A 19918-nucleotide genomic window follows, 5' to 3' on the forward strand; every position below is an offset into this window, starting at 1 on the left:
ATGAACAGCTATAGGATGAACAGTGAAATACCGCTTCAGGATTCATGGGATGTTATTGTTGTGGGTGGAGGCCCGGCCGGCTGCACTGCCGCTGCCGCAGCGGCGCGGGAGGGGGCAAGAACCCTGCTGGTTGAAGCCACCGGCAGCCTTGGCGGAATGGGAACCTCGGGACTTGTCCCGGCGTGGTGTCCATTTTCTGATCTGGAGCAGATCATTTACCGGGGGCTGGCTATGAAGGTGTTCGAGTCCCTGAAGGCGCAGATGCCGCATGTCCGCAAGGATGCTATGGACTGGGTACCGATTGACCCGGAGAAGCTGAAGGTTATCTATGACGAACTGGTCCGGGAGTCGGGGGCGGTCGTTCAGTTCATGACACAGCTTGGGGCGGTAGATACGGATGACAACGGCAAGGTGACGACACTGATTACTGCCAGCAAGAATGGACTCCAGGCTCTCCAGGCCAAGGTGTATATCGATTGTACGGGCGATGCGGATGTTGCCGCTTGGGCGGGAGCGGAATATCTTAAGGGTGATATGCAGACCGGTGAGCTGATGCCTGCCACGCACTGCTTCACACTGGGCAATGTGGATGAATACGCTTACCTCAATGGTCCGCTGCTGCACAGCAGCAACAAAACCAGTTCGATCTATGACATCCTCGGCTCGGGCCGCTATCCCCTGATTCCCGATGCGCATATCTGCAACAATATTATCGCTCCCAGAACGGTGGGGTTCAACGCCGGGCATTTATGGGACGTGGACAATACAGATGCCGGGTCCATATCGGAGGCCTTGATGCAGGGACGCAAGCTGGCGGCTGCTTACAGGGACGCGCTTGCTGAATTTATGCCGGCTTCTTTTGGAAGCTCCTATGTAGCCAACACGGGATCTTTGATGGGCGTGCGGGAGACACGGCGAATTACCGGCGATTACGTGCTTAGTGTCGACGATTATGTGGGCCGCCGCAGCTTTGAGGATGAAATCTGCCGCAACAGCTACTTCATAGATATTCATGGAACGGAGAAAGAAGAGAAGCAGGCAGGCGGCAAACAGGAAGTCATTAAACGTTATGGTCCGGGGGAATCTCACGGTATTCCATACCGCTGCCTGACACCCCGATCTCTGAAAAATGTATTGGTTGCCGGACGCTCCATTTCCTGTGTACGCGAGGTGCAGGGCAGTGTGAGAGTGATGCCGGTCTGTCTCGCCATGGGTGAGGCTGCCGGGATTGCGGCTGCCATGGCCTCCGTTCAGCCAGCGCCTGACGTCCACGCTGTAAATATCGCGGCGCTTCGCAGACGTCTGCGGGAGGAAGGCGCATATCTGCCGGATACCGAAGCTGAAACGGCAGCAGCCACTGCGGGAAAGACAAGGAATGAAGAGGACGGCGGGGGGACCTCTTCTTGAATTACCGCTTGTGCGAACGCTTCATCAGGATGGCATTGATCTCCCCGCCAGCCAGGATGATGATGGAGCTGATATAGAGCCAGATCAGGAGGACCATTACTCCGCCAAGACTGCCGTAGGTTTCGGTGAAATTGCTGAACTGGTTGACATAGACGGAGAAGAGGATAGAGGTTATGATCCAGCCGAGGGTGGCAAACATCGCGCCGGGCATAACCTCTTTAAGCGTGAGCCTGCGGCTGGGGGCAATCCAGTAGAGCAGGGTGAATACCAAAAACATGACAAACAGCGGGACGGCATATTGCAGCAGGTCCCATATTTTTTGGAAGCCATAGGGCAAATCCAGGAGCAGAAAAACCTGTGTCTTCAGCCAGGTGCCAAGCACGAGCAGCAGAATGCTGAGCAGCACCACGAATCCGATGAACAGAGTAGCCAGGAATGCAATACCGCGTATTTTCCAGAACACCCTGCTCTCTTCAATATCATAGGCACGGTTGAGGCCTTTGATAATAGCGTTGATTCCTTTGGAAGCAGCCCATAACGTAGCCAGCATCCCAAAGGACAGCAGGGCCTGGCTGCGGCCATCCGCCACATCCTTCAGAATTTCCTCGATAATCGAGATAGCCTCTGCAGGCATGATCTGCTCCAGATCACGGATCTTGTCCTCTACTGAAATATGGGCATAGCCAATCAGCGTCATTATAAAAATCAGGAAAGGGAACAAAGACAGGATCAAGTAGTAAGTAAGCTGCGCGCTGATCCCCTGCACATCATCAAGTTTGATCTTTTGGTACAGCTGTTTGGAAAAGGAAAAAGCTCTTCCGGCGGCGCTTTTCTTCATAATGCCCTCCTCTGCTTATTCTATAATATGCTATCGCATATATTTAACTCCACTCCGCAGTTTGAATCATCAGACGAAGCGGATAGAGGGCCGGGGCCTGTTAATCAATAGCTTATGTTAACCAGGGATCTAAATCAATGGTATGGACAGTTATGAATCCATTCTTCACCATTCGTTCTAGATGGGAATAATCACAGCAGAGCGGGGGGATTTGTGCAGCATGGGATAACAGCAGCGCAGAAAAACTGTGCGTTAAGCACTCCGCTATTGCCCGGAGTGCTTTTTAGCAACTTTAATTCTGGGGTCAGAGAGTGCAATAGAATGCGGGTTATTTTCGCAAAGGGGCTGAACGTGATCACGAAGTATGCATACTTTCCGCTGCGGCAAATTCCTGTTCATATATAGCTTGCACCTTGGACAGCACTTTGGAGCTGTGGGCTGCGAACTTCAGCCCAGTTACCTGATCCTTGACCAGGAAGACGCCGGGCAGGTTGCTGTGCTGGCCTAAGGCCGCGTTATACAGCAGGTTGGCACCATGGCTTGGATGGGGAAAAAAGAGCTTGATGACCGGCTTCAGCCAAAAGGGCAGCCCGGATTTTTTTCCGCTGCGGATAGTGTTATTGCCTCCCGGGTCAGCACTGCGGAGCATAATTCCTTCTGCGGCCAGCTGCGGCGCAAGCTCCAGGGTCCAGAGCGAGAGGGCCAGCTTGGAGGCGGCATAGGGACCGAAGAGCTTTTTAAATTCAGTGGGGTGCTCCAGTGTATCCGGGTTAAATTGCTTCATGGTCATAAAAGCGTTGGACGAAGTGTTGACTACAGTTTTTAATTGGCCCTTCTGCAGCAGTGCTTTGAGCTCCATGGTAATTATATACGGTGCAACAGTCTGAAGGTCAAAATGCATTTCACGCCCCTGCTTGGAATTTTTCAGCTCAGGAAAGCTTCCGCCTGCATTGTTGAATAGAATATCGAGCTTCTGCTCCTTTGACTTGATCTCATCCAGGGCATGGCTTAATGCGTAGAAATCACTCAGATCCGCTTTGTAGATCCGCAGTTGCCTGCTTGCAACCGCACCAGTGATTAATGGATCGTCAGTTGTAAACCCTGAACGGATTAAGGCAATAATCTGCCAGCCTTCGGCCAGCATTTTGCGGGTCAGTTCCAGTCCAATGCCGTTGTTTGCACCTGTGATGAGTGCTGTTCCGTGGTGTTGTTGCCCTATTGTCATTAGTCATTTCCCCTTTGTAATGAAGTCGCAGGCAGTTCGCATGGAATCGCGCCAGCCAGTGAATGCGCTCAGTGTATAACTTGGAGTCGACTCCAAGTCAAGAAGCGTTTTCGGATTGATAAAGAGTTGACTTGGAGCTGACTCCAAGCTATATAATAGTCCTACCGGTACACAAATAATCTGAGAGGTGATCCTATGAGTGAAACTGGAGTGGATACCGGCGTGCATATTGTGCAGGGTTATTCCATTAAACAAACCTCTGAGCTGACGGGAATTACAGAGGATACCATCCGGTATTACGAAAAGATTGGACTGCTCCCCCGGGCACAGCGCAAGGGAAACAGCCACCGTATCTACGGCGACAACGATATTGAGACCATGAAGCTGATTACCTGCCTCAAAAAAACAGGAATGCCGCTGGACGACATGCGTCCTTTTCTGGACCTGTCGCTTGATTCCAATCTGTCTGAATTTCCGGAGCTGCATGAGATGATTGTGAACCATAAGCAGAAAATATTGGATCAGATCGCCTCGCTGCAGCAGATTGTAGACCTGATCGACAGTAAAATGGACCAGAATTTCCTCGGACCGCAGGAATGCGAGCTCACTGTTGACCGGAAAAAAATGCCGGTGCGGCGGACAATCAGATAAAATTCGGAAGCTCCGGCCTTTAGGGTGGGGCTTTTTTCATTGCACGATTTCCCGCAGGCTGCTTAGAATGAAAGGAATTGGTCAGCGCAGGCTTCCGAAACAGTCTGTAAGAGGATACTCGGGAAGCCCGGGCACCAAACTTTTTGGGGGGATTGCATATGACGCAGATGATTGGTGCTCCGTTCAAATATATTCAGGGCAGCGGCGAGATTTCCAAGCTCGGACTGTATTGCTCACAGCTTGGGGCGAAAGGGGTTTATGCTATCTTAGATCCGTTCGTTTACTCCATGTATGGAGAAGAGGTTAACCGTAGTTTTGAGCAGTATTCCGTTGCACTCGTTCAGGAGGAGTTCAGGGGGGAATGTTCGATTGAGCAGGTCGAGCGTATTGTATCCGCAGCGCAGGCAACGGTCAACAGCGATGTAATTGTAGGGATTGGCGGCGGCAAAACCCTGGATACGGCAAAAGCCGTCAGCCACTTTGCCGGCCTTCCAGTGGTGCTCGTTCCAACGGTGGCTTCCACAGATGCGCCATGCAGCGCACTGTCGGTGCTGTACACGGAGGATGGAAGACTGGACCGCTACCTTCCCTTGCGGCACAACCCGGATATGGTGATTGCCGATGTGGATATTATCGCGAAAGCGCCGCCCAGACTGTTGGCTGCAGGTATGGGGGATGCTCTATCTACTTACTATGAAGCCCGGGCCTGCCGCCGCTCCGGCGTAGTCACCCAGGCCGGGGGCCGCAGCTCTATAGCCGCCTTTGCCCTGGCCAAGGCTTGTCATGACACCCTGATTGCCTATGGAGCGGAGGCTCTGCGGGATTGCCGGGAAGGGACCGGTTCAGAAGCTGTTGGACGGATCGTGGAAGCCAATATATATCTCAGCGGCATCGGCTTCGAGAGTGGAGGACTGGCCGCGGCCCATGCGATCCATAATGGTCTGACGCAGCTGGAGGAATGCCGCCACATGCTGCATGGGGAGAAGGTTGCATTCGCCACACTAGCACAGCTGATGCTGGAACAGGCACCGGTAGAAGAGATCGAAGAGGTGACTGCTTTTTGCCGGATGGCAGGCTTGCCCGTAACCCTGGGCGAACTGGGTCTGAACGCTGCAAAGGCGGAAAGGTTGAGGATTGCCGCCGAAGCCAGCTGTGCAGCGGACAACCCGATGGGGAACATGCCGTTTGCCGTTTCGCCGCAGCAGGTGCTGGATGCAATACTTGCGGCAGACCTGCGGGGACAGCAGGTTTCCTGACGATTGTTAATAATTGCGCAGGCGGACGGTACATATTAATCCTTCGTGTTCCAAACAATGAGAACAAGGGTTGTAGAACTCGAAGGAGGCGTTCCCTATGAAGAAGGGCAAACGTATGGTTAAGCGCACCAAGAAGTATTTTTACCCTGCCGCCATTTTTATAGCCGCCACACTCTGCACTGCTGTTCCGGCCGCAGGTGGGGCCGGCCTTTCGGAGAATGTTCATCACAGCGCGGGGCAAAAAGCGGCAGCTGCTCTGCTGGCTGAGCCCGCTGCGCCAAACGGCGGCCGCGGCTCCAGGGTGCAGCCTGCGGAGGACAGCGCAAGCCGCAGCCGTGTCGCTATCATCATCGATGATTTCGGCAACGGCATGAAGGGAACCGAAGAGATGTTTGCGCTCCCGGTCAAATTCACCGTAGCGGTAATGCCGTTCCTGCCGACTTCCGTGAAGGATGCCACAAGGGCTCATGAGCAGGGGCTTGATGTGCTGGTCCATCTGCCCATGGAGCCGCGCCAGGGCAAACCGGAATGGCTGGGACCCGGAGCCGTCCTGACCCGGATGAGCGATGCAGAGGTCCGGAAATCGGTCGAGGCGGCGCTGGATAATGTTCCGTTTGCCATCGGAATCAACAATCACATGGGCTCCAAAGTGACCGGGGATGAGCGGGTGATGGGCATTATTCTCACCGTCTGCAAGGAGCGCGGGCTGTTCTTTGTAGACAGCCATACCAATTACCGCTCGATTGCCGGAAAAATGGCACAGAAGATGGGATTGCCTCCGGTAGAAAATCACATTTTTCTGGACGATGTCCACACATCAGGCCACGTCGCGAAGCAAATGCGGCTGGTGCAGGAAAGGGCGCTGGATCAAAAATATTGTGTGACCATCGGACATGTCGGCATTCAAGGCAAAGAAACCGCCGCAGGTATCCGCAGCGGCATTGCCGAATTGAAGGACAGTGTTGAATTTGTCGGAATCTCTGAGCTGGTCAAAGACCAGTGGAAATGGAATTCCAGTGTTACACTTCCATAAGATAGGCAGCTATGCCACCCGCAATGGCTTCAGCAATCTTTTCTTGACCTTTCGGGCTGCACAGCATATCCCGGTCGGTCGGGCTGCTTATGAATCCCGCCTCAACGATAACCGTTGTGGCGGTTATTTTGTTAAGCAGATAAAAGGGTTTACCGGGTCTGGGGGCTCCCTGTGCGCCATAGAGCTGGTTCAACTGGTCCTGAATCGACCTTGCGAGCAGGAAGCTGCGTCCTTCTTGGCGGTATAGAACCAAAGGGCCCTTTTTCGCCGGGGATGGCGCCCAGTTGATATGGATACTGACCACAACGTTCGCCGGAAGTGTCTCTGCCAGCTCTTTCCGCTGGGCCAGATCCCGCATATGCCGTGAGGAGCTGCGGAGCCAGCGGTTGTCATCACTGGGCGCATAGTCGCCGGTCCGGTTCAGGATGGCGTCGAAGCCGTCGCTGCGCAGCAGCAGGAACAGACGGCGGGAAATCGCCAGGGTAATGTCTTTTTCCAGAATGGAGCCATGCGAGGTGCCCCCGTCAATGCCTCCATGGCCTGCATCGATCAGAATGATCCGTTGATCATGTCCCAGCATCTGCTGTCGTTCCGGACTTGCCTCAGCCCCGGACGTTCCGGGTACCGCCTGTGCCTCTGCACCCGTTCCCGACAGGAGTGACAGCAGCAGTCCTGCAGCGGTCAGAAGCAGCCACAAACGGCGGGTCTGCGCTCTGCGGGCGCCCGCTGAGGGTTGTGTTTTCAAGTGAATACAGCCTCTCAAGTGAAAAACCTCCTTTGCCCAGGATATTGATCTTTTGGGATGGATACTTTGTTAGAGTGTACCGCCGCAGGCGAACCTATACGAAATACAGAGCGATGGTTTAGGGAAAGGCAGATTGGAGCACACTAGACACATGGAGCTTAAAGCTGATAAAGGGGAATTCCCGATCAAAGGAAACAGGAGGTGTCAAGATGGCTTCCGGCGGAGATGATCTGGTGAAGTTTATTACGGAGAAGGTAGTCGTCTATATGGAAGACCCGCGGGCCAGCCGGGAACGCAGAAAGGCTGAGAAGCAGCCGTGGGCGGAAAAATGGTTCGGGATGCTTCCGCTTGGCTGGTCGATATGGCGCAGCAAGTGGACTCGCGGCGGTAAATCGGACAGGAACCGGGCGGCTTTGCCAGACAATAATAAAGACATGGAGAAACTCGGAACATAGAGAGAGCAACTCCGGTCCAGTCACATTGAAGAGCTAATTCGGCTGAAAGCAAAAAAAGAACCTTCTCATGCCAGTTGACGGTAGACGGGAAGGTTCTTTAGCTTGCGCCTAAGGCAAAAAAAGTTTCACTTACGGAACGAAACCTCTCCTGGTGCAGAACCCAGCTTGGGGCTGTGTTCCGAAGTCAGCGTGTGCAGGGTGCCGCTGTCCTGCAGCGCTGCCAGCGGGAGATACCGCTGGCCTCCCGGACCGGAAGCAGCGTAGACAATGGCTGAACTGCCGGTTGCCGTGCTGGTGCCGGAGGTGTATAAACCCCAGCTCTGGCAACCGGTAATCATAAACGGAGATCCATACGCCTCATTACGGCCAGAGGACTGAAAGGCAAGGCTGCCGCCTGAAGCGAGAGCAAGCGCAAATTTGTCACCGCTGAGGGGAGTCAGCGGCGGTGCTGACAACCACAGCAAATCGGCATATGGATTATCCTGCCCCCCGGTCTGGTAGACAGGGAGGGGAGTAAGGCCGGTATTCAAACTGGATAATGCGCCAGTACCGGCGGATTTCGCATGAAGAATATCCTCCGCTTTATCTAAACTCCATGGCAGAATCTGTAATACTGAAGCGTTAATATACATTGTTTTGTTGTCTATCGTTAATTTCCATACCGGCAGCAGCGGAGCGTACAGTGCCGTAAGTTCAAAATTCCCGGAATTAGTAGACGGGATAAGTTCCTGCTGCACCAGAAACTGGTGCAGATCCTGCAAGCTGTAAGGGAGGCCGTAGCTTCCGGCTCCATATTCACTGAGCATATATCCGCCTTGCTCCTTGGCGGTAATAATCAAATAACCGATCCGCTGCTCACCATTCATGACATTCACCAGCCAGCTGTGGGTTCCCGGTCCCAGCGGATAATACTTGGTGCCGGCATTTTTCCAGGCGGTGAAGGGCGGGTTGGCAGACAGCTTGCCAACGGTCAGACGGGCGAAGTCCTGCAGGGACTCCGGTGAAGCAATCGCTGTCATTTCAAGTATTGGCGCTGTGGCTTGGGAGACCGCCTGCGTAACGGTTACCCGGGTACCAGTAGCGGACAGCTCGGCAGGAAACGCAGAACCCGCCGAGTAAAGGGTAAGTCCCAGACACAGACAGAGGAGGAGGCGTACACGTCGCCCGAGTCTGTCCTTCTGCCTTGCATTTATCTTCATTTGTCGTTCACCTTTCATACAATATAAGGATTGTCACACGATTCAGCCTGCTTCTATTGTAGGGGACAAGCTCTAAAAAGACTGTTGCTTGCTGTCGCGCGGCCGTGCGGGAATTCCGCTGTTTTTTTGCCTGCTTTTAGCGAGCCGGGTCACATCTTATGTGCTCCGCAGGTTGAAGAGGCCATAGGTTACGGCGGAAACTGCAATCTGCGGTTCATACTGCCAAGCCGTTTCCTTGCGCCGGCGGTTGTATTGTTCATGGATTGCCAGCCTTTTTTCCTCGTCCTGTTCTTTGAGCAGTTCCTCGTAGTATATGTCCACGATGCTCAGCTCCAGCCGCAGCCGTTCGCGTGCCTCCTCGGCCCAATTGTAGTCCATGAGCGCAAGCTTAGAGGTCAGATAACCCTCCAGCCGGCCGGCCCCGTCGGCAACAGTCAGCTCGGAAGGCTGAATGTGAATGTTCTCGGGCAGGCGCGGGGTCAGCTCGCGGGAGGCCAGTTTGGCCTCAAAGTCCGGGATGATCCGCCCGGAGGTGAGAGAGACGCCGATGAAATGCAGCTCCTCCCGCTTCAGGTCGCAGCTCATTTCCACCTTGTAGCAGACTGCAAGCCACGGTTCATAGGCTGCAGAGAACAAGGTCATCTTCTGTCTGCTTCCCGGGTCCTCAAAGAGCTGCAGGCATTTGCCCTCATCCCGGGCGGCCGCCCAGATCTGCCGCAGCCGCTTGCTGCCGTAGATGATGTCTTCGCGCCTGATCATGCCTGGACCGATCCGGGGCAGCGCCGGAACGAACCCGAAGAACCGGGCGAGGATGCTGTCCTGCGGATCAGCCGGGCCCCCCGGCGGTGCCGCAGATACCGGCGGCCCTCCGGCAGTGGCGCCGCCCGTATCTGCGGCGGCTTCCATCCCGTCCGCTCCGGCTCCGGCCGGCAGGCCCGCCGCACTTGCGGGGTTCCCCGGACGCAGCGGCCGGGAGGGTGGAGCCGCCTGCGCCGCGGCGGCCAGATTGTCGTACTTCTCCGGCTCGAAGACGAAAGTGAACGACAGGGTCTCCGGGTCCACGCCTGTCCGCTCGACGAACCCCCAATAATACGGCCGGTCTGTGAGCATCCGGTCCGCGCGCGGCGAGAGCTTCACCGTTACATGCAGCGGCGACGCCTCGATAATCGAACACTCCGTTGCCTCGAGGTAATCCATCACATGCTTGCGTATTTCCTGTGCGGTGAGTGTCATGCTTCAGCCTCCTGTCCGTCCCGCACCCCGTGGGTCAGCTCACTCAGCGAATCGCCTATGTGATCCAGCCCGCTGCGCAGCTCCTCGTCGCTGCGGGCTTCCAGCATGATCTTATAGAGGCTTTTTTCCAGCGATTCCTTCTTCTCAAAGCGTTCCAGAATCACATCCAGCCCCCCGATCACCATCTCGAACATGTTGATTTTCTCATGCAGCAGATGAAGAATATGCTCCTCAATGGTGCCTTCCGTAGAAAGATTGTAGATCACCACATCATTCTCCTGTCCCAGCCGGTGCACCCGGCCTATCCGCTGCTCGACACGCATCGGGTTCCAGGGCAGATCGAAATTAATCATATGGTGGCAGAACTGCAGGTTGATGCCCTCGCCCCCGGCTTCCGTGGCAATCATCACCTGGGCGCGGCCGCGGAAGAGATCCATCATCCAGTCTTTTTTGCCCCGGTTCATGCCGCCGGAGTAGGTGACGCACTGGAGCCCGTGCTCGCGGAAATACTGGAGGAGATACTCCTGGGTCGCACGGTATTCAGTGAAGACAATCACCTTTTCGTTCATTTCCCGGATCAGCTCCATGGCTTTCTCCGCTTTTGTGTTGCTCTTGACGGTGCGGATGGTCTGAAGCAGCTCCATCATCCGGTCACGCTTGGGAGAGTCCGCCGGAAGCTTTTTGATCAGATTGACGAGGGTGATGAAGACAGCATCCCGGCTGCTGCACACCTCCCGCTGAAGCGTTACCAGAGAGAGCATGCTGCTGAGATTGCCGCCAGCCTCCTGATATTGGTCTTTGACAAAAGCGGTGACACCGTCATATAATACTTTTTCCTCCGGTGAGAGCGTGAGCGGTATATTGCGCACTTTGCGCTTCGTGAAGGTGACCGGACCTTCGCCGCGGCGGTTGCGGATCATGACCTTGGAGAGCTCGTCCCGCAGCTGGACTTCATTCTTCGGCTGGCGCTTGTCCACCACGAAATTAGCGGCAAAGTCCCCCTGGTTTCCCAGCTGGCCCGGCTTCAGCAGCGTAATCAGATTGAACAGCTCACCGAGATCGTTTTGAACCGGAGTTGCGGTGAGCAGCAGGCAGTATTTTTTGCGCAGCTGCTGGACGAACAGGTAGTTGGTGGATTTCTTGTTCTTGAGCTTATGGGCTTCATCGATAATCAGCATGTCGTATTCATTATTCAGCAGCATTTCCTTATGGGGGTCACGCTTGGCGGTATCCATGGAGGCGACCACAATGTCGTTGCCCCAGGAGTAGGATTTTTTCTGGGCTACAGCGGAAATCCCGAATTTGTTGTTCAGCTCACGCACCCATTGCAGCACCAGTGAAGCGGGAACGAGAATGAGCACCTTGGCTACAAGCCCCCGTACCAGATATTCCTTCAGCACAAGCCCGGCTTCAATCGTTTTGCCAAGCCCGACCTCATCGGCGAGAATCGCGCGGCCTGACATTTGGAACAGTACTTTATGAGCAGTATCGAGCTGGTGGGGGAGCGGGGACAGCCCGGACAGATGCTTCATGCACTGCAGCTCATCAAAGCTGGTTACAAGCCCGGACTTTTCCCCCTCAATGGCCAGTCTGGATAATCTCCAGTCACCCCAAGGTCCGCCTTTGTCCAGCCTTGACTCTAAATCATTCAGCCAGTTTCGTTCAAAAGACAGGGGAACAGGAAGCAGGGGGGCCGGGGTACCCGTTTCTTCGGGCAAGGGATTGCGGAATAATTGCGTCATGTTGCAGCCTCCTCCGGTGCTTGGTTCATATCGGACACGTAGCAGTAGTATGCTCTTAAAAGAGAGAATTCATAACCTGCTATTTTCGGCCGGATGTTGTAAAATAGCGAGCAAGAGGGAGTAAAAGTGCCATCTTTTGCCGATATTTCGGCGAGATGCTCCCATTTTCGAAAAAGACCTTCCACACAATATGTGGTATAGTTGAAAAGCTGACTGACACCATATATTGTTACAAATGCTTGAAATATTTGATTACGGCGGGAATTTTGCGGTTATTTTTTATTGACAAGGGAAACTTTCGGAGTACACGCCGGCTGCGGCGGTTACCCGCAAAGTTTCTGCTGGAATATAGGGGTTTATAGATACAGTGCCATGAGGCATCCTTGTATTTCATGGTTTTACATATCACATTATCCGGGAGGTTTTTCTATTGAGTACAGTGGAACGCAAACAGCGTCTTGAAGGTCTGAGCGAAAAAATATTTTTGGACCGCTACGCCTGGAAGGATGCGGACAGCAACAATGCCAAGGTAGGCGATGTGGTGCTGGTGTTGACCAAAGATGATCCGAAATTCCCTACCAAGGAAGTCGGAGAAATTGTAGAACGGAACGGACGCACTGTTACGGTAAAGACACGCAGCGGCGAGCTTGTACAATCTGATGTAGAGAAGCTGACGCTTAACATAGAGAAGACCCCGGAAGAAATGTGGGACCGGCTTGCGTCCGCCATGGCCTCCGTAGAGTCAACCCCTGAGCTTCAGGAAGAGTGGACAGGCAAATTCCGTTCGATTCTGGATGACTGGAAGCTCGTTCCGGGCGGCCGGATTGCCGCAGGTGCCGGAGCAAGCGAAGAACTGACCCTGTTCAACTGCTATGTTGTGCCTTCGCCAAAAGACAGCCGGGGCGGCATCATGCAGACGCTGTCTGAAATGACCGAAATTATGGCCCGCGGCGGCGGTGTTGGCATCAACCTGTCCTCGCTGCGTCCGCGCCGCGCTATTGTCAGAGGCGTTAACGGTTCGTCCAGCGGCTCCGTATCCTGGGGCGGACTGTTCAGCTACACGACCGGACTGATTGAGCAGGGCGGAAGCCGCCGCGGCGCGCTGATGCTGATGATCAATGACTGGCATCCCGATGTTGTCGATTTCATCACCGTGAAGCAGACCATGGGCCAGGTGACGAATGCTAACCTGTCGGTATGCGTGAGCAACTCTTTTATGAAGGCTGTGAAGGAGGATCTGGACTGGGAACTGGTCTTCCCGGATACCACCGATCCTGACTATGATACGGTTTGGGACGGCGATCTGGATAAATGGAAGGCTGACGGTCGCGCAGTCATTCCTTATCGCACGGTTAAGGCCCGCGATGTCTGGCATACCATTATTGAATCGGCCTGGAAATCGGCTGAGCCGGGCGTCGTATTCATGGAATACTACAACCAGATGTCCAACAGCTGGTACTTCAACCCGATTATCTGCACGAATCCGTGCGGGGAGCAGGGGCTGCCGGGCTGGGGCGTATGCAATCTGTCCGCCGTCAACCTCTCCAAGTTCTATGATGCGGAGAATCATGATGTGGATTGGGCGGATCTGGCGACGACTACCCGCTATTCCGTCCGTTTCCTGGACAACGTCATTGACAAGACACCGTATCACTTCCCGGAGAATGAAGCCAACCAGCGCAAAGAACGCCGCGTAGGTCTGGGAACCATGGGCCTGGCCGAGCTGATGATCAAGCTGAACATCCGCTACGGCAGCCCCGAATCCTTGGAGTTCCTGGACAAGCTCTACGGCTTCATGGCCCGGGAAGCCTACCTGGCCTCGTCCGAAATTGCCGGTGAGAAGGGATCGTTCCAGGCTTTTGACACAGAGAAATATCTGCTCAGCGGATTCATGAAAAATATTACCGAAACCTACCCTGAAGTGGGTGATTCGATCCGTAAGAACGGCATGCGCAACGTTACCGTTATTACTCAGGCCCCTACAGGCAGTACGGGTACTATGGTTGGTACATCGACCGGCATCGAGCCTTATTTTGCCTTCAAATACTTCCGTCAGAGCCGTCTCGGCTACGACGAGCAGTTTGTGCCGATTGCCCAGGAATGGCTGGAAGCCCATCCGGGTGAAGAGCTTCCCGACTACTTCGTAACGTCGATGGACCTGTCGGCCAAGGATCATATCCGCGCTCAGGCGGCAATCCAGCGCTGGGTGGACAGCTCGATCTCCAAAACGGCGAACTGCCCGTCCGACTTCACCGTGGAGGAAACGGCAGAGCTGTATGAAATGGCCTTCGATCTGGGCTGCAAAGGCGTAACGATCTACCGTGACGGCAGCCGTGACGTACAGGTGCTGGAAACCTCGAAGAAGGAAGAGAAGAAGGATACTCCGGCAGTGGAAGCCGCAGCTCCGGAAGCAGAACCCGCTGCACCGGCTGTAACAGCCAGCGCAGTTGGGGCTGCAGCTCCTGCGCCGCAGGTAAGCGCAGTGGACAAACAATACAAAAAACGCCCGCAAGTGCTGCGCGGTGCTACCTATAAGATCAACACGCCATTCGGCATGGCGTATATCACCATCAATGACCTGGACGGCATTCCGGCCGAAATCTTCCTGAATGTCGGCAAAGCCGGCTCCGACGTCTTCGCCATGGCCGAAGCGCTGGGCCGTGTCTGCTCGCTGTTCCTCCGCTACGGCGACCACGGCGAGAAGGTTGAGCTGCTGATCAAGCATCTCAAGGGCATCGGCGGCTCCGGCGCCATCGGCTTCGGCGCGAACCGCGTCGAGTCCATCGCCGACGCGGTAGCCAAAGCCCTGGAAACCCATGTGCTGAACAACGCCCATGACGACCATGTGCCCGCTCCAATCGCGGCCACCCTGGAGCTTGATTTCAACGAAGCGCTCAGCGCCGAGCTGAAATCAAGCGTTCCAGCGGCAGCTTCGGCCGATGACGGCCACGGCGGCCACAGTGCGCACAGCCACGCCACCGCCTCCCGCGACCTCTGCCCATCCTGCGGCAGCGCCTCGCTGATCAACATCGAAGGCTGCAAGACCTGCAGCAATTGCGGGTATAGCCGGTGCGGGTAAGGATAAGGGCTTAGGCAGATATACACGCATATGTGGTGGATCACCAAAGCTGCAAAAACGGCCACAAATGATAATAAAAGTGGATCATGAAAGATGATAATCGATTAATCTATTTAATAGAATGCATAAATATTCAAGTGAGTTTTTTTATGCATTTAAACGCATTGAAATTAGCGGCTTTGATTTTTTTAAATGAACACAATAAAAGTCCCGATTAGGAATTTCCTATATCGGGACTTTTATAATGTGATAAATAATGTTTATAAACTACCATACCATGCGTCATCGACAGGCTCTAACCATTCGGTTTCGCCTGGTGTAATAGCCAGATGGACAAACCAGCTGTCTTGGGTAGCACCATGCCAATGCTTCACATTTGGTGCAATATTAATTACGTCACCAGTTTTAAGCAACTGTGCAGGTTTTCCTTCTTCCTGATACCAACCCTCACCACCTGTAACTAATAAAACCTGTCCAACTTTATGTGAATGCCAGTTATTACGGGCGCCGGGGGCAAAGGTCACATTTCCGATCGGGGCATTTAAAGGAGTTGGATCAGTAAAGACCATTTGTAAATAAGCATCGCCGATAAAATTAGCTTCAACTTTTTTTCCTAATGGAAAAATGGTGCTGCCCTTTAATTGTTCATTTGACATCATGGACATCCTCTCTATTTTTATTCTTTATAGATTTCCTTAGCGATGTTAAAAGAAGACCAAGCTTTGGGCCAACCGGCATAGAACGAAAGGTGTGTAATGATCTCGGCAATTTCTTCTTGGGTAATTCCATTTGCTTTCGCTTTATGAAGATGTGGAGTTAACTGTTCAAAGTTTCCTCCTGTGATTAGAGCTGCTACTGTAATCATGCTGCGATCGCGGGGAGAAAGTTCTTCCTCCCTTGACCAAACCTCACCAAACAATACATCATCGTTCAGTTCAGCAAATTTAGGTGCAAATTCTCCCAGCTTGTCTCTTCCTGCAGTTTGTTTCTCTGCCATTGTTACCATCCTCCATTCATGTATTAGCTGCAACATCATCTAGTGTACAACTTCAAGTGGACTTTAACGCAAGTAGAGATCAATAATTATCGATCTATTCGTGCCCGAAAATATTTGACTTCAAGTTAACTTTAAGTTGTAAGCTGATCTGAGACAGGGGGATTAGCAATGCAAACTATTGACCAACAAAAGCTAACAGGAGAACGCGCACTATTTAAGAGCAAGAATCTTTTGATTAAGAACTCTACTTTTGCGGAAGGTGAATCACCGCTGAAGGAAAGTGAAGATATTACTATCCACAACAGTTTTTTTAAATGGAAGTATCCGCTATGGTATTGCCAGAACATTAGCTTAAAGCGAACAACTCTTCAGGAAATGGCACGCTCCGGAATCTGGTACAGTCATCATATTTCTATGAATGACAGTGTCATTGAAGCACCCAAGACATTTCGCAGGGCAAGTGATATCCGTCTGAATCATGTGGATATGCCTAATGCAGAGGAGACGCTATGGAACTGTAAGGATATTGAATTGTTACATGTAACTGCAAGAGGAGATTATTTTGGGATGAACAGCGAAAATATCAGAGTGGATGATTTAACTTTGACCGGAAACTATGTTTTCGATGGTGCGAAAAACATAGAAATCCGTAATTCCCGGCTCCTCTCAAAAGACGCATTCTGGAACTGTGAAAATGTCACCGTATATGATTCGTTAATCACCGGAGAATATTTAGGATGGAATTCTAAAAATATTACGTTTATTAACTGCACTATTGAGAGTAATCAGGGAATGTGTTACATGGAGAACGTGGTAATTGAAGATGGGAGCATAATCAATACGGATTTGGCCTTTGAATATTCCACAATTAATGTGACAACAACTACAATGATTGACAGTGTCAAAAATCCAATCTCCGGAATCATTAAAGCGAATGGAATTGGAGAAATAATACTGGACGATGAAGGAATTGCTGCTTCAAATATTATATATGAGCTGAATGATTAAATGAAATGAGCTTCTCAGCAAAGCAGAGTTTTATCCGGATGGTTCTGTGTGGGTAGCGGGTGATTCGCGGCTGCTGAAATTTTACAATAAATGCAATCAGGAGGAACAATGGAACTAAGAGTACTTCGGTATTTTCTAACCGTAGCCCGTGTTGAAAATATTACGCACGCGGCTACTATCCTGCATGTTACACAGCCTACGTTAAGCAGACAGCTGGCCGATCTTGAAAAAGACTTAGGAACTCAATTGTTCACACGTGGAAAAAGTAAGATCACACTAACCGATGCGGGGATGCTTTTGCGTCAAAGAGCAGAAGAAATCCTTACCCTTGCGGATAAAACAGAGAAAGAGTTTAAAGATCAGAGCAATCTGGTTGGAGGAACAATATCCATTGGAAGTGTTGAATCATTAACATCAAATGTTATTTTCGAGTTATTACAAGCGTTTAATGTTGAATATCCACAGGTCACCTATCATATTTTCAGCGGGACAGGTGATGATATAAAGGAAAAAATAGATAAGGGCTTACTTGAGATTGGCATTTTGTTGGAGCCTATTCATATTGAAAAATATGATTTTATCAGACTGCCGCAAAAGGAACGCTGGGGAATTCTTACCAAAACCTCGTCAACGCTGGCACAGAAGGAATATGTTACTTCCAAAGACCTGGCCGGAGTACCCCTGCTTATACCCAGCCGGTCAGTATTACAGAATGAAATTGCCAGTTGGTTTGCCGATGAGCACTCACAATTACGCTTTGTAGCTACCTATAACTTAATATCCAATGTGGTTAATCTCGTGGAGCAGGGAATGGGAACGGCAATTTGCATTGAGGGTGCTTTCGCAATGAAGCACTCTGATCATTTATGCTTTAGGCCCTTCTATCCTGTACTTCAATTCGGATGTGTGATTGTCTGGAAAAAACACAAAATTTTCAGTCAGGCTGCGGCCAGGTTTTTACAATATATCAAGCATGCCTTGCAGGCATAATGAAGAATGAAATATAGGCATTGGCTATAGCTGTTTATATAGTGATATTTTAAAGGTGTAATGTGAATGAAGCCTTTACTTATCGCTTATAAATAGCCTTTTGTTGTTGTAAAGCGCTTCCGTATTCGTTCATATTATGCAGCATTTATTAGGAGGGGGCATAATTGTATGAGCCAAAAGTATGAAAAATTAGCTGGAGAAATTGTAGAGAAAGTTGGCGGCAGTGAAAATGTATCTACATTAACTCATTGCATGACCAGACTCAGATTTGCTCTGAATGATAATAATAAGGCAGATCAACCAGCCGTGAAAGCATTGGACGGCGTTCTTGATGTTATTGAAAGCGGCGGACAATTTCAGGTTGTTATTGGTACTCATGTTGAAGACGTTTACACGGAGGCTATTAAGCATCTGAAATCCGTAGAAGGTTCAGGTCGTGAACTAGCTAAAGAGAGAAAGGTAGGGTTCATCGGCAAATTAATCGATTTCGTTTCCGGTACATTTAGTCCGATCGTTCCAGCTATTGCTGGCGCAGGTATGATAAAAGCGCTGCTCGCTCTACTTATTTTATTTGGTTGGGTTTCAAAGGAGTCCCAGACCTATTATGTATTAAGTTTTATGTCGGATGCCATTTTCTACTTCCTGCCGTTTCTATTGGCGTACTCTGCTGCTAATAAGTTAAAGTGCAGTCCCGTCTTGGCTTTGGTGCTGGCGGGTATTTTACTCCATCCAAACTTGACCCAATTGCGGACAGACGGGAATGAAGTTAGCGTCTTTGGAATCCCGTTGACACTGGTTGCTTACAGTTCTTCTGTCGTTCCAATCCTCTTAACTGTCTGGGCACAATCTTATATGGAAGCGATATTCAAAAGGATCATTCCAAACGCAGTCAAAGTTATTTTTGTTCCGATGTTTACGATTTTGGTAGTTGGGCTCCTCAGCTTAACCGTATTAGGACCTCTAGGGTCATTTTTCGGAACGTATTTAGCTATGGGATTTGATTTCCTGGGGTCGCACGGATCTTGGATGATTATATTCGTTATCGCAACCTTATGGCCGATACTGGTTATGTTCGGATTACACCATAATATCGTTCCTTTATCGTTGGCTCAAATCACCACCCTGGGTTACGAGAACATTATCGGCCCTGGAGCGATGATAAATTGTATTTCCCAAGGTGTCGCTGCATTGGTGGTAGGGATGAGAACAAAGGATAAGGCGTTAAAGCAAATTTCAACTTCCAGCGGGATAACAGCTTTTATGGGAATTACGGAACCCGTCTTGTATGGCGTGAACTTGCCTAAGAAATATCCTCTCGTTGCTGCTATGATTGGTGCTGCCAGTGGAGGACTATATGCAGGACTAATGAATGTCTCTCGTTATGCGACAGGTGCTTCAGGAATTCCAGCTATTCCACTGTACATCGGAGAGAATATCTGGAATCTATATAATATTTTGATTGCATTAGTAATTACAGCGGTTGTAACTGCGGTTATTACCTACTTCTTAAGTTTGAAATATGAACAAGAATTGACCACTCAAGAAACGGTTGTTAGTGATGAAGAAACGATTACGATTAAAGACTCTGTGATTATGAGCCCAATTAAAGGGGCAATCATTCCATTACAAGATGTACAGGATGCTGCCTTTGCTTCAGAAGCCATGGGGAAGGGAATTGCTATAGAGCCAAGTGAGGGGAAAGTGGTGGCTCCTTTTGCTGGGGTTATCGTTTCACTGTTTCCTAAAAAGCATGCCATGGGCTTATTATCCGATGACGGTGTAGAAATCCTCATTCATGTTGGCCTTAACACCGTTAAACTAAATGGGAAATATTTCGAAGCCCATGTTGTGGAAGGTCAAAGAATCGCTAAAGGCCAGACCTTATTGACCTTTGATCTGGAGAAAATCAAACAAGAGGGGTATATTACTCAAACTCCTGTTATTGTAACCAATACCTATAATTATTCAGATGTGGTATCAGAGAGTAGTCGTGATTATATAGATTTCAACAATGCGCTGCTGCTAGTAAAAGCATAAATAACAATACTCATTCTTAGGAG

At 51.1% G+C, this 19918-nt stretch carries 17 protein-coding genes; 9 read left to right on the forward strand and 8 right to left on the reverse strand.

Features of this window, described 5'->3' with window-relative positions; genetic code table 11:
• Positions 1 to 1407 carry an FAD-dependent oxidoreductase gene (locus PGRAT_RS11600; protein ID WP_081954748.1) on the forward strand — a complete coding sequence of 469 codons (1407 nt, stop codon included), beginning with the start codon at positions 1 to 3 and terminating at the stop codon, positions 1405 to 1407.
• Position 1408: 1 nt separating this feature from the next.
• On the opposite strand, the gene PGRAT_RS11605 is transcribed toward PGRAT_RS11600, so the two are convergent.
• Both PGRAT_RS11605 and PGRAT_RS11610 read right to left on the reverse strand, forming a co-directional pair.
• Positions 1409 to 2245: a YihY/virulence factor BrkB family protein gene (locus PGRAT_RS11605; protein WP_025706165.1), complete on the reverse strand. Its 837-nt coding sequence runs from the start codon at positions 2243 to 2245 to the stop codon at positions 1409 to 1411.
• A 355-nt stretch (positions 2246 to 2600) separates the two neighbouring features.
• The gene (locus tag PGRAT_RS11610) at positions 2601 to 3470 is read right to left on the reverse strand and encodes an SDR family NAD(P)-dependent oxidoreductase (RefSeq protein WP_025706166.1); all 870 of its coding nucleotides are present in this window, start codon (positions 3468 to 3470) and stop codon (positions 2601 to 2603) included.
• Between the two features lie 195 nt (positions 3471 to 3665).
• Here PGRAT_RS11610 and PGRAT_RS11615 point away from each other — a divergent pair, with 195 nt between their 5' ends.
• The 3 genes from PGRAT_RS11615 to PGRAT_RS11625 all read left to right on the forward strand — a co-directional run bounded on the left by PGRAT_RS11615 (position 3666) and on the right by PGRAT_RS11625 (position 6410).
• Positions 3666 to 4121, forward strand: coding sequence for a MerR family transcriptional regulator (locus tag PGRAT_RS11615; protein WP_025706167.1), 456 nt, complete (start codon positions 3666 to 3668; stop codon positions 4119 to 4121).
• Between the two features lie 158 nt (positions 4122 to 4279).
• A complete protein-coding gene (locus tag PGRAT_RS11620) occupies positions 4280 to 5377 on the forward strand; it encodes a glycerol dehydrogenase (protein WP_025706168.1) in 1098 nt (365 codons plus the stop codon).
• Positions 5378 to 5474: 97 nt separating this feature from the next.
• On the forward strand, positions 5475 to 6410 hold the full coding sequence (locus PGRAT_RS11625) for a divergent polysaccharide deacetylase family protein (RefSeq protein ID WP_042266612.1): 936 nt from the start codon (positions 5475 to 5477) through the stop codon (positions 6408 to 6410).
• Here the strand turns inward: PGRAT_RS11625 and PGRAT_RS11630 are convergent.
• Positions 6397 to 7155, reverse strand: a complete 759-nt coding sequence (locus PGRAT_RS11630) for an N-acetylmuramoyl-L-alanine amidase (RefSeq protein ID WP_052415754.1) — start codon at positions 7153 to 7155, stop codon at positions 6397 to 6399. The genes PGRAT_RS11625 and PGRAT_RS11630 overlap by 14 nt on opposite strands.
• 209 nt (positions 7156 to 7364) lie before the next feature.
• Here PGRAT_RS11630 and PGRAT_RS11635 point away from each other — a divergent pair, with 209 nt between their 5' ends.
• Positions 7365 to 7610: a YqzE family protein gene (locus PGRAT_RS11635; protein WP_042266615.1), complete on the forward strand. Its 246-nt coding sequence runs from the start codon at positions 7365 to 7367 to the stop codon at positions 7608 to 7610.
• 125 nt (positions 7611 to 7735) lie between these two features.
• On the opposite strand, the gene PGRAT_RS11640 is transcribed toward PGRAT_RS11635, so the two are convergent.
• The 3 genes from PGRAT_RS11640 to PGRAT_RS11650 form a co-directional block, all read right to left on the reverse strand.
• Positions 7736 to 8809 carry a hypothetical protein gene (locus PGRAT_RS11640; RefSeq protein WP_156124062.1) on the reverse strand — a complete coding sequence of 358 codons (1074 nt, stop codon included), beginning with the start codon at positions 8807 to 8809 and terminating at the stop codon, positions 7736 to 7738.
• 156 nt (positions 8810 to 8965) lie between these two features.
• Positions 8966 to 10042, reverse strand: a complete 1077-nt coding sequence (locus PGRAT_RS11645) for a YqhG family protein (RefSeq protein ID WP_042266619.1) — start codon at positions 10040 to 10042, stop codon at positions 8966 to 8968.
• The gene (locus PGRAT_RS11650; protein ID WP_025703390.1) at positions 10039 to 11784 is read right to left on the reverse strand and encodes a DEAD/DEAH box helicase; all 1746 of its coding nucleotides are present in this window, start codon (positions 11782 to 11784) and stop codon (positions 10039 to 10041) included. The genes PGRAT_RS11645 and PGRAT_RS11650 overlap by 4 nt, the downstream gene beginning before the upstream one ends.
• A 430-nt stretch (positions 11785 to 12214) precedes the next feature.
• Here PGRAT_RS11650 and PGRAT_RS11655 point away from each other — a divergent pair, with 430 nt between their 5' ends.
• Positions 12215 to 14863 (forward strand): adenosylcobalamin-dependent ribonucleoside-diphosphate reductase, encoded by a 2649-nt coding sequence (locus PGRAT_RS11655; protein WP_042266621.1) that lies wholly within the window; start codon positions 12215 to 12217, stop codon positions 14861 to 14863.
• Between the two features lie 260 nt (positions 14864 to 15123).
• On the opposite strand, the gene PGRAT_RS11660 is transcribed toward PGRAT_RS11655, so the two are convergent.
• Positions 15124 to 15519, reverse strand: a complete 396-nt coding sequence (locus PGRAT_RS11660; RefSeq protein WP_025707703.1) for a cupin domain-containing protein — start codon at positions 15517 to 15519, stop codon at positions 15124 to 15126.
• Positions 15520 to 15539: 20 nt separating this feature from the next.
• Entirely contained in the window at positions 15540 to 15860 is a 321-nt protein-coding gene (locus PGRAT_RS11665; RefSeq protein ID WP_025707704.1) for a carboxymuconolactone decarboxylase family protein, read from the reverse strand.
• A gap of 168 nt (positions 15861 to 16028) precedes the next feature.
• Here PGRAT_RS11665 and PGRAT_RS11670 point away from each other — a divergent pair, with 168 nt between their 5' ends.
• The 3 genes from PGRAT_RS11670 to PGRAT_RS11680 all read left to right on the forward strand — a co-directional run bounded on the left by PGRAT_RS11670 (position 16029) and on the right by PGRAT_RS11680 (position 19895).
• The gene (locus PGRAT_RS11670) at positions 16029 to 16868 is read left to right on the forward strand and encodes a DUF3737 family protein (RefSeq protein ID WP_025707705.1); all 840 of its coding nucleotides are present in this window, start codon (positions 16029 to 16031) and stop codon (positions 16866 to 16868) included.
• A 108-nt stretch (positions 16869 to 16976) separates the two neighbouring features.
• Complete coding sequence (locus PGRAT_RS11675) at positions 16977 to 17858, forward strand: LysR family transcriptional regulator (RefSeq protein WP_025707706.1); 882 nt, start codon at positions 16977 to 16979, stop codon at positions 17856 to 17858.
• 168 nt (positions 17859 to 18026) lie between these two features.
• Positions 18027 to 19895: a beta-glucoside-specific PTS transporter subunit IIABC gene (locus PGRAT_RS11680; RefSeq protein WP_025707707.1), complete on the forward strand. Its 1869-nt coding sequence runs from the start codon at positions 18027 to 18029 to the stop codon at positions 19893 to 19895.
• Positions 19896 to 19918: the final 23 nt, after the last annotated feature.

It is taken from the genome of Paenibacillus graminis (assembly GCF_000758705.1).
Classification (GTDB): Bacteria; Bacillota; Bacilli; order Paenibacillales; family Paenibacillaceae; genus Paenibacillus_AQ; species Paenibacillus_AQ graminis.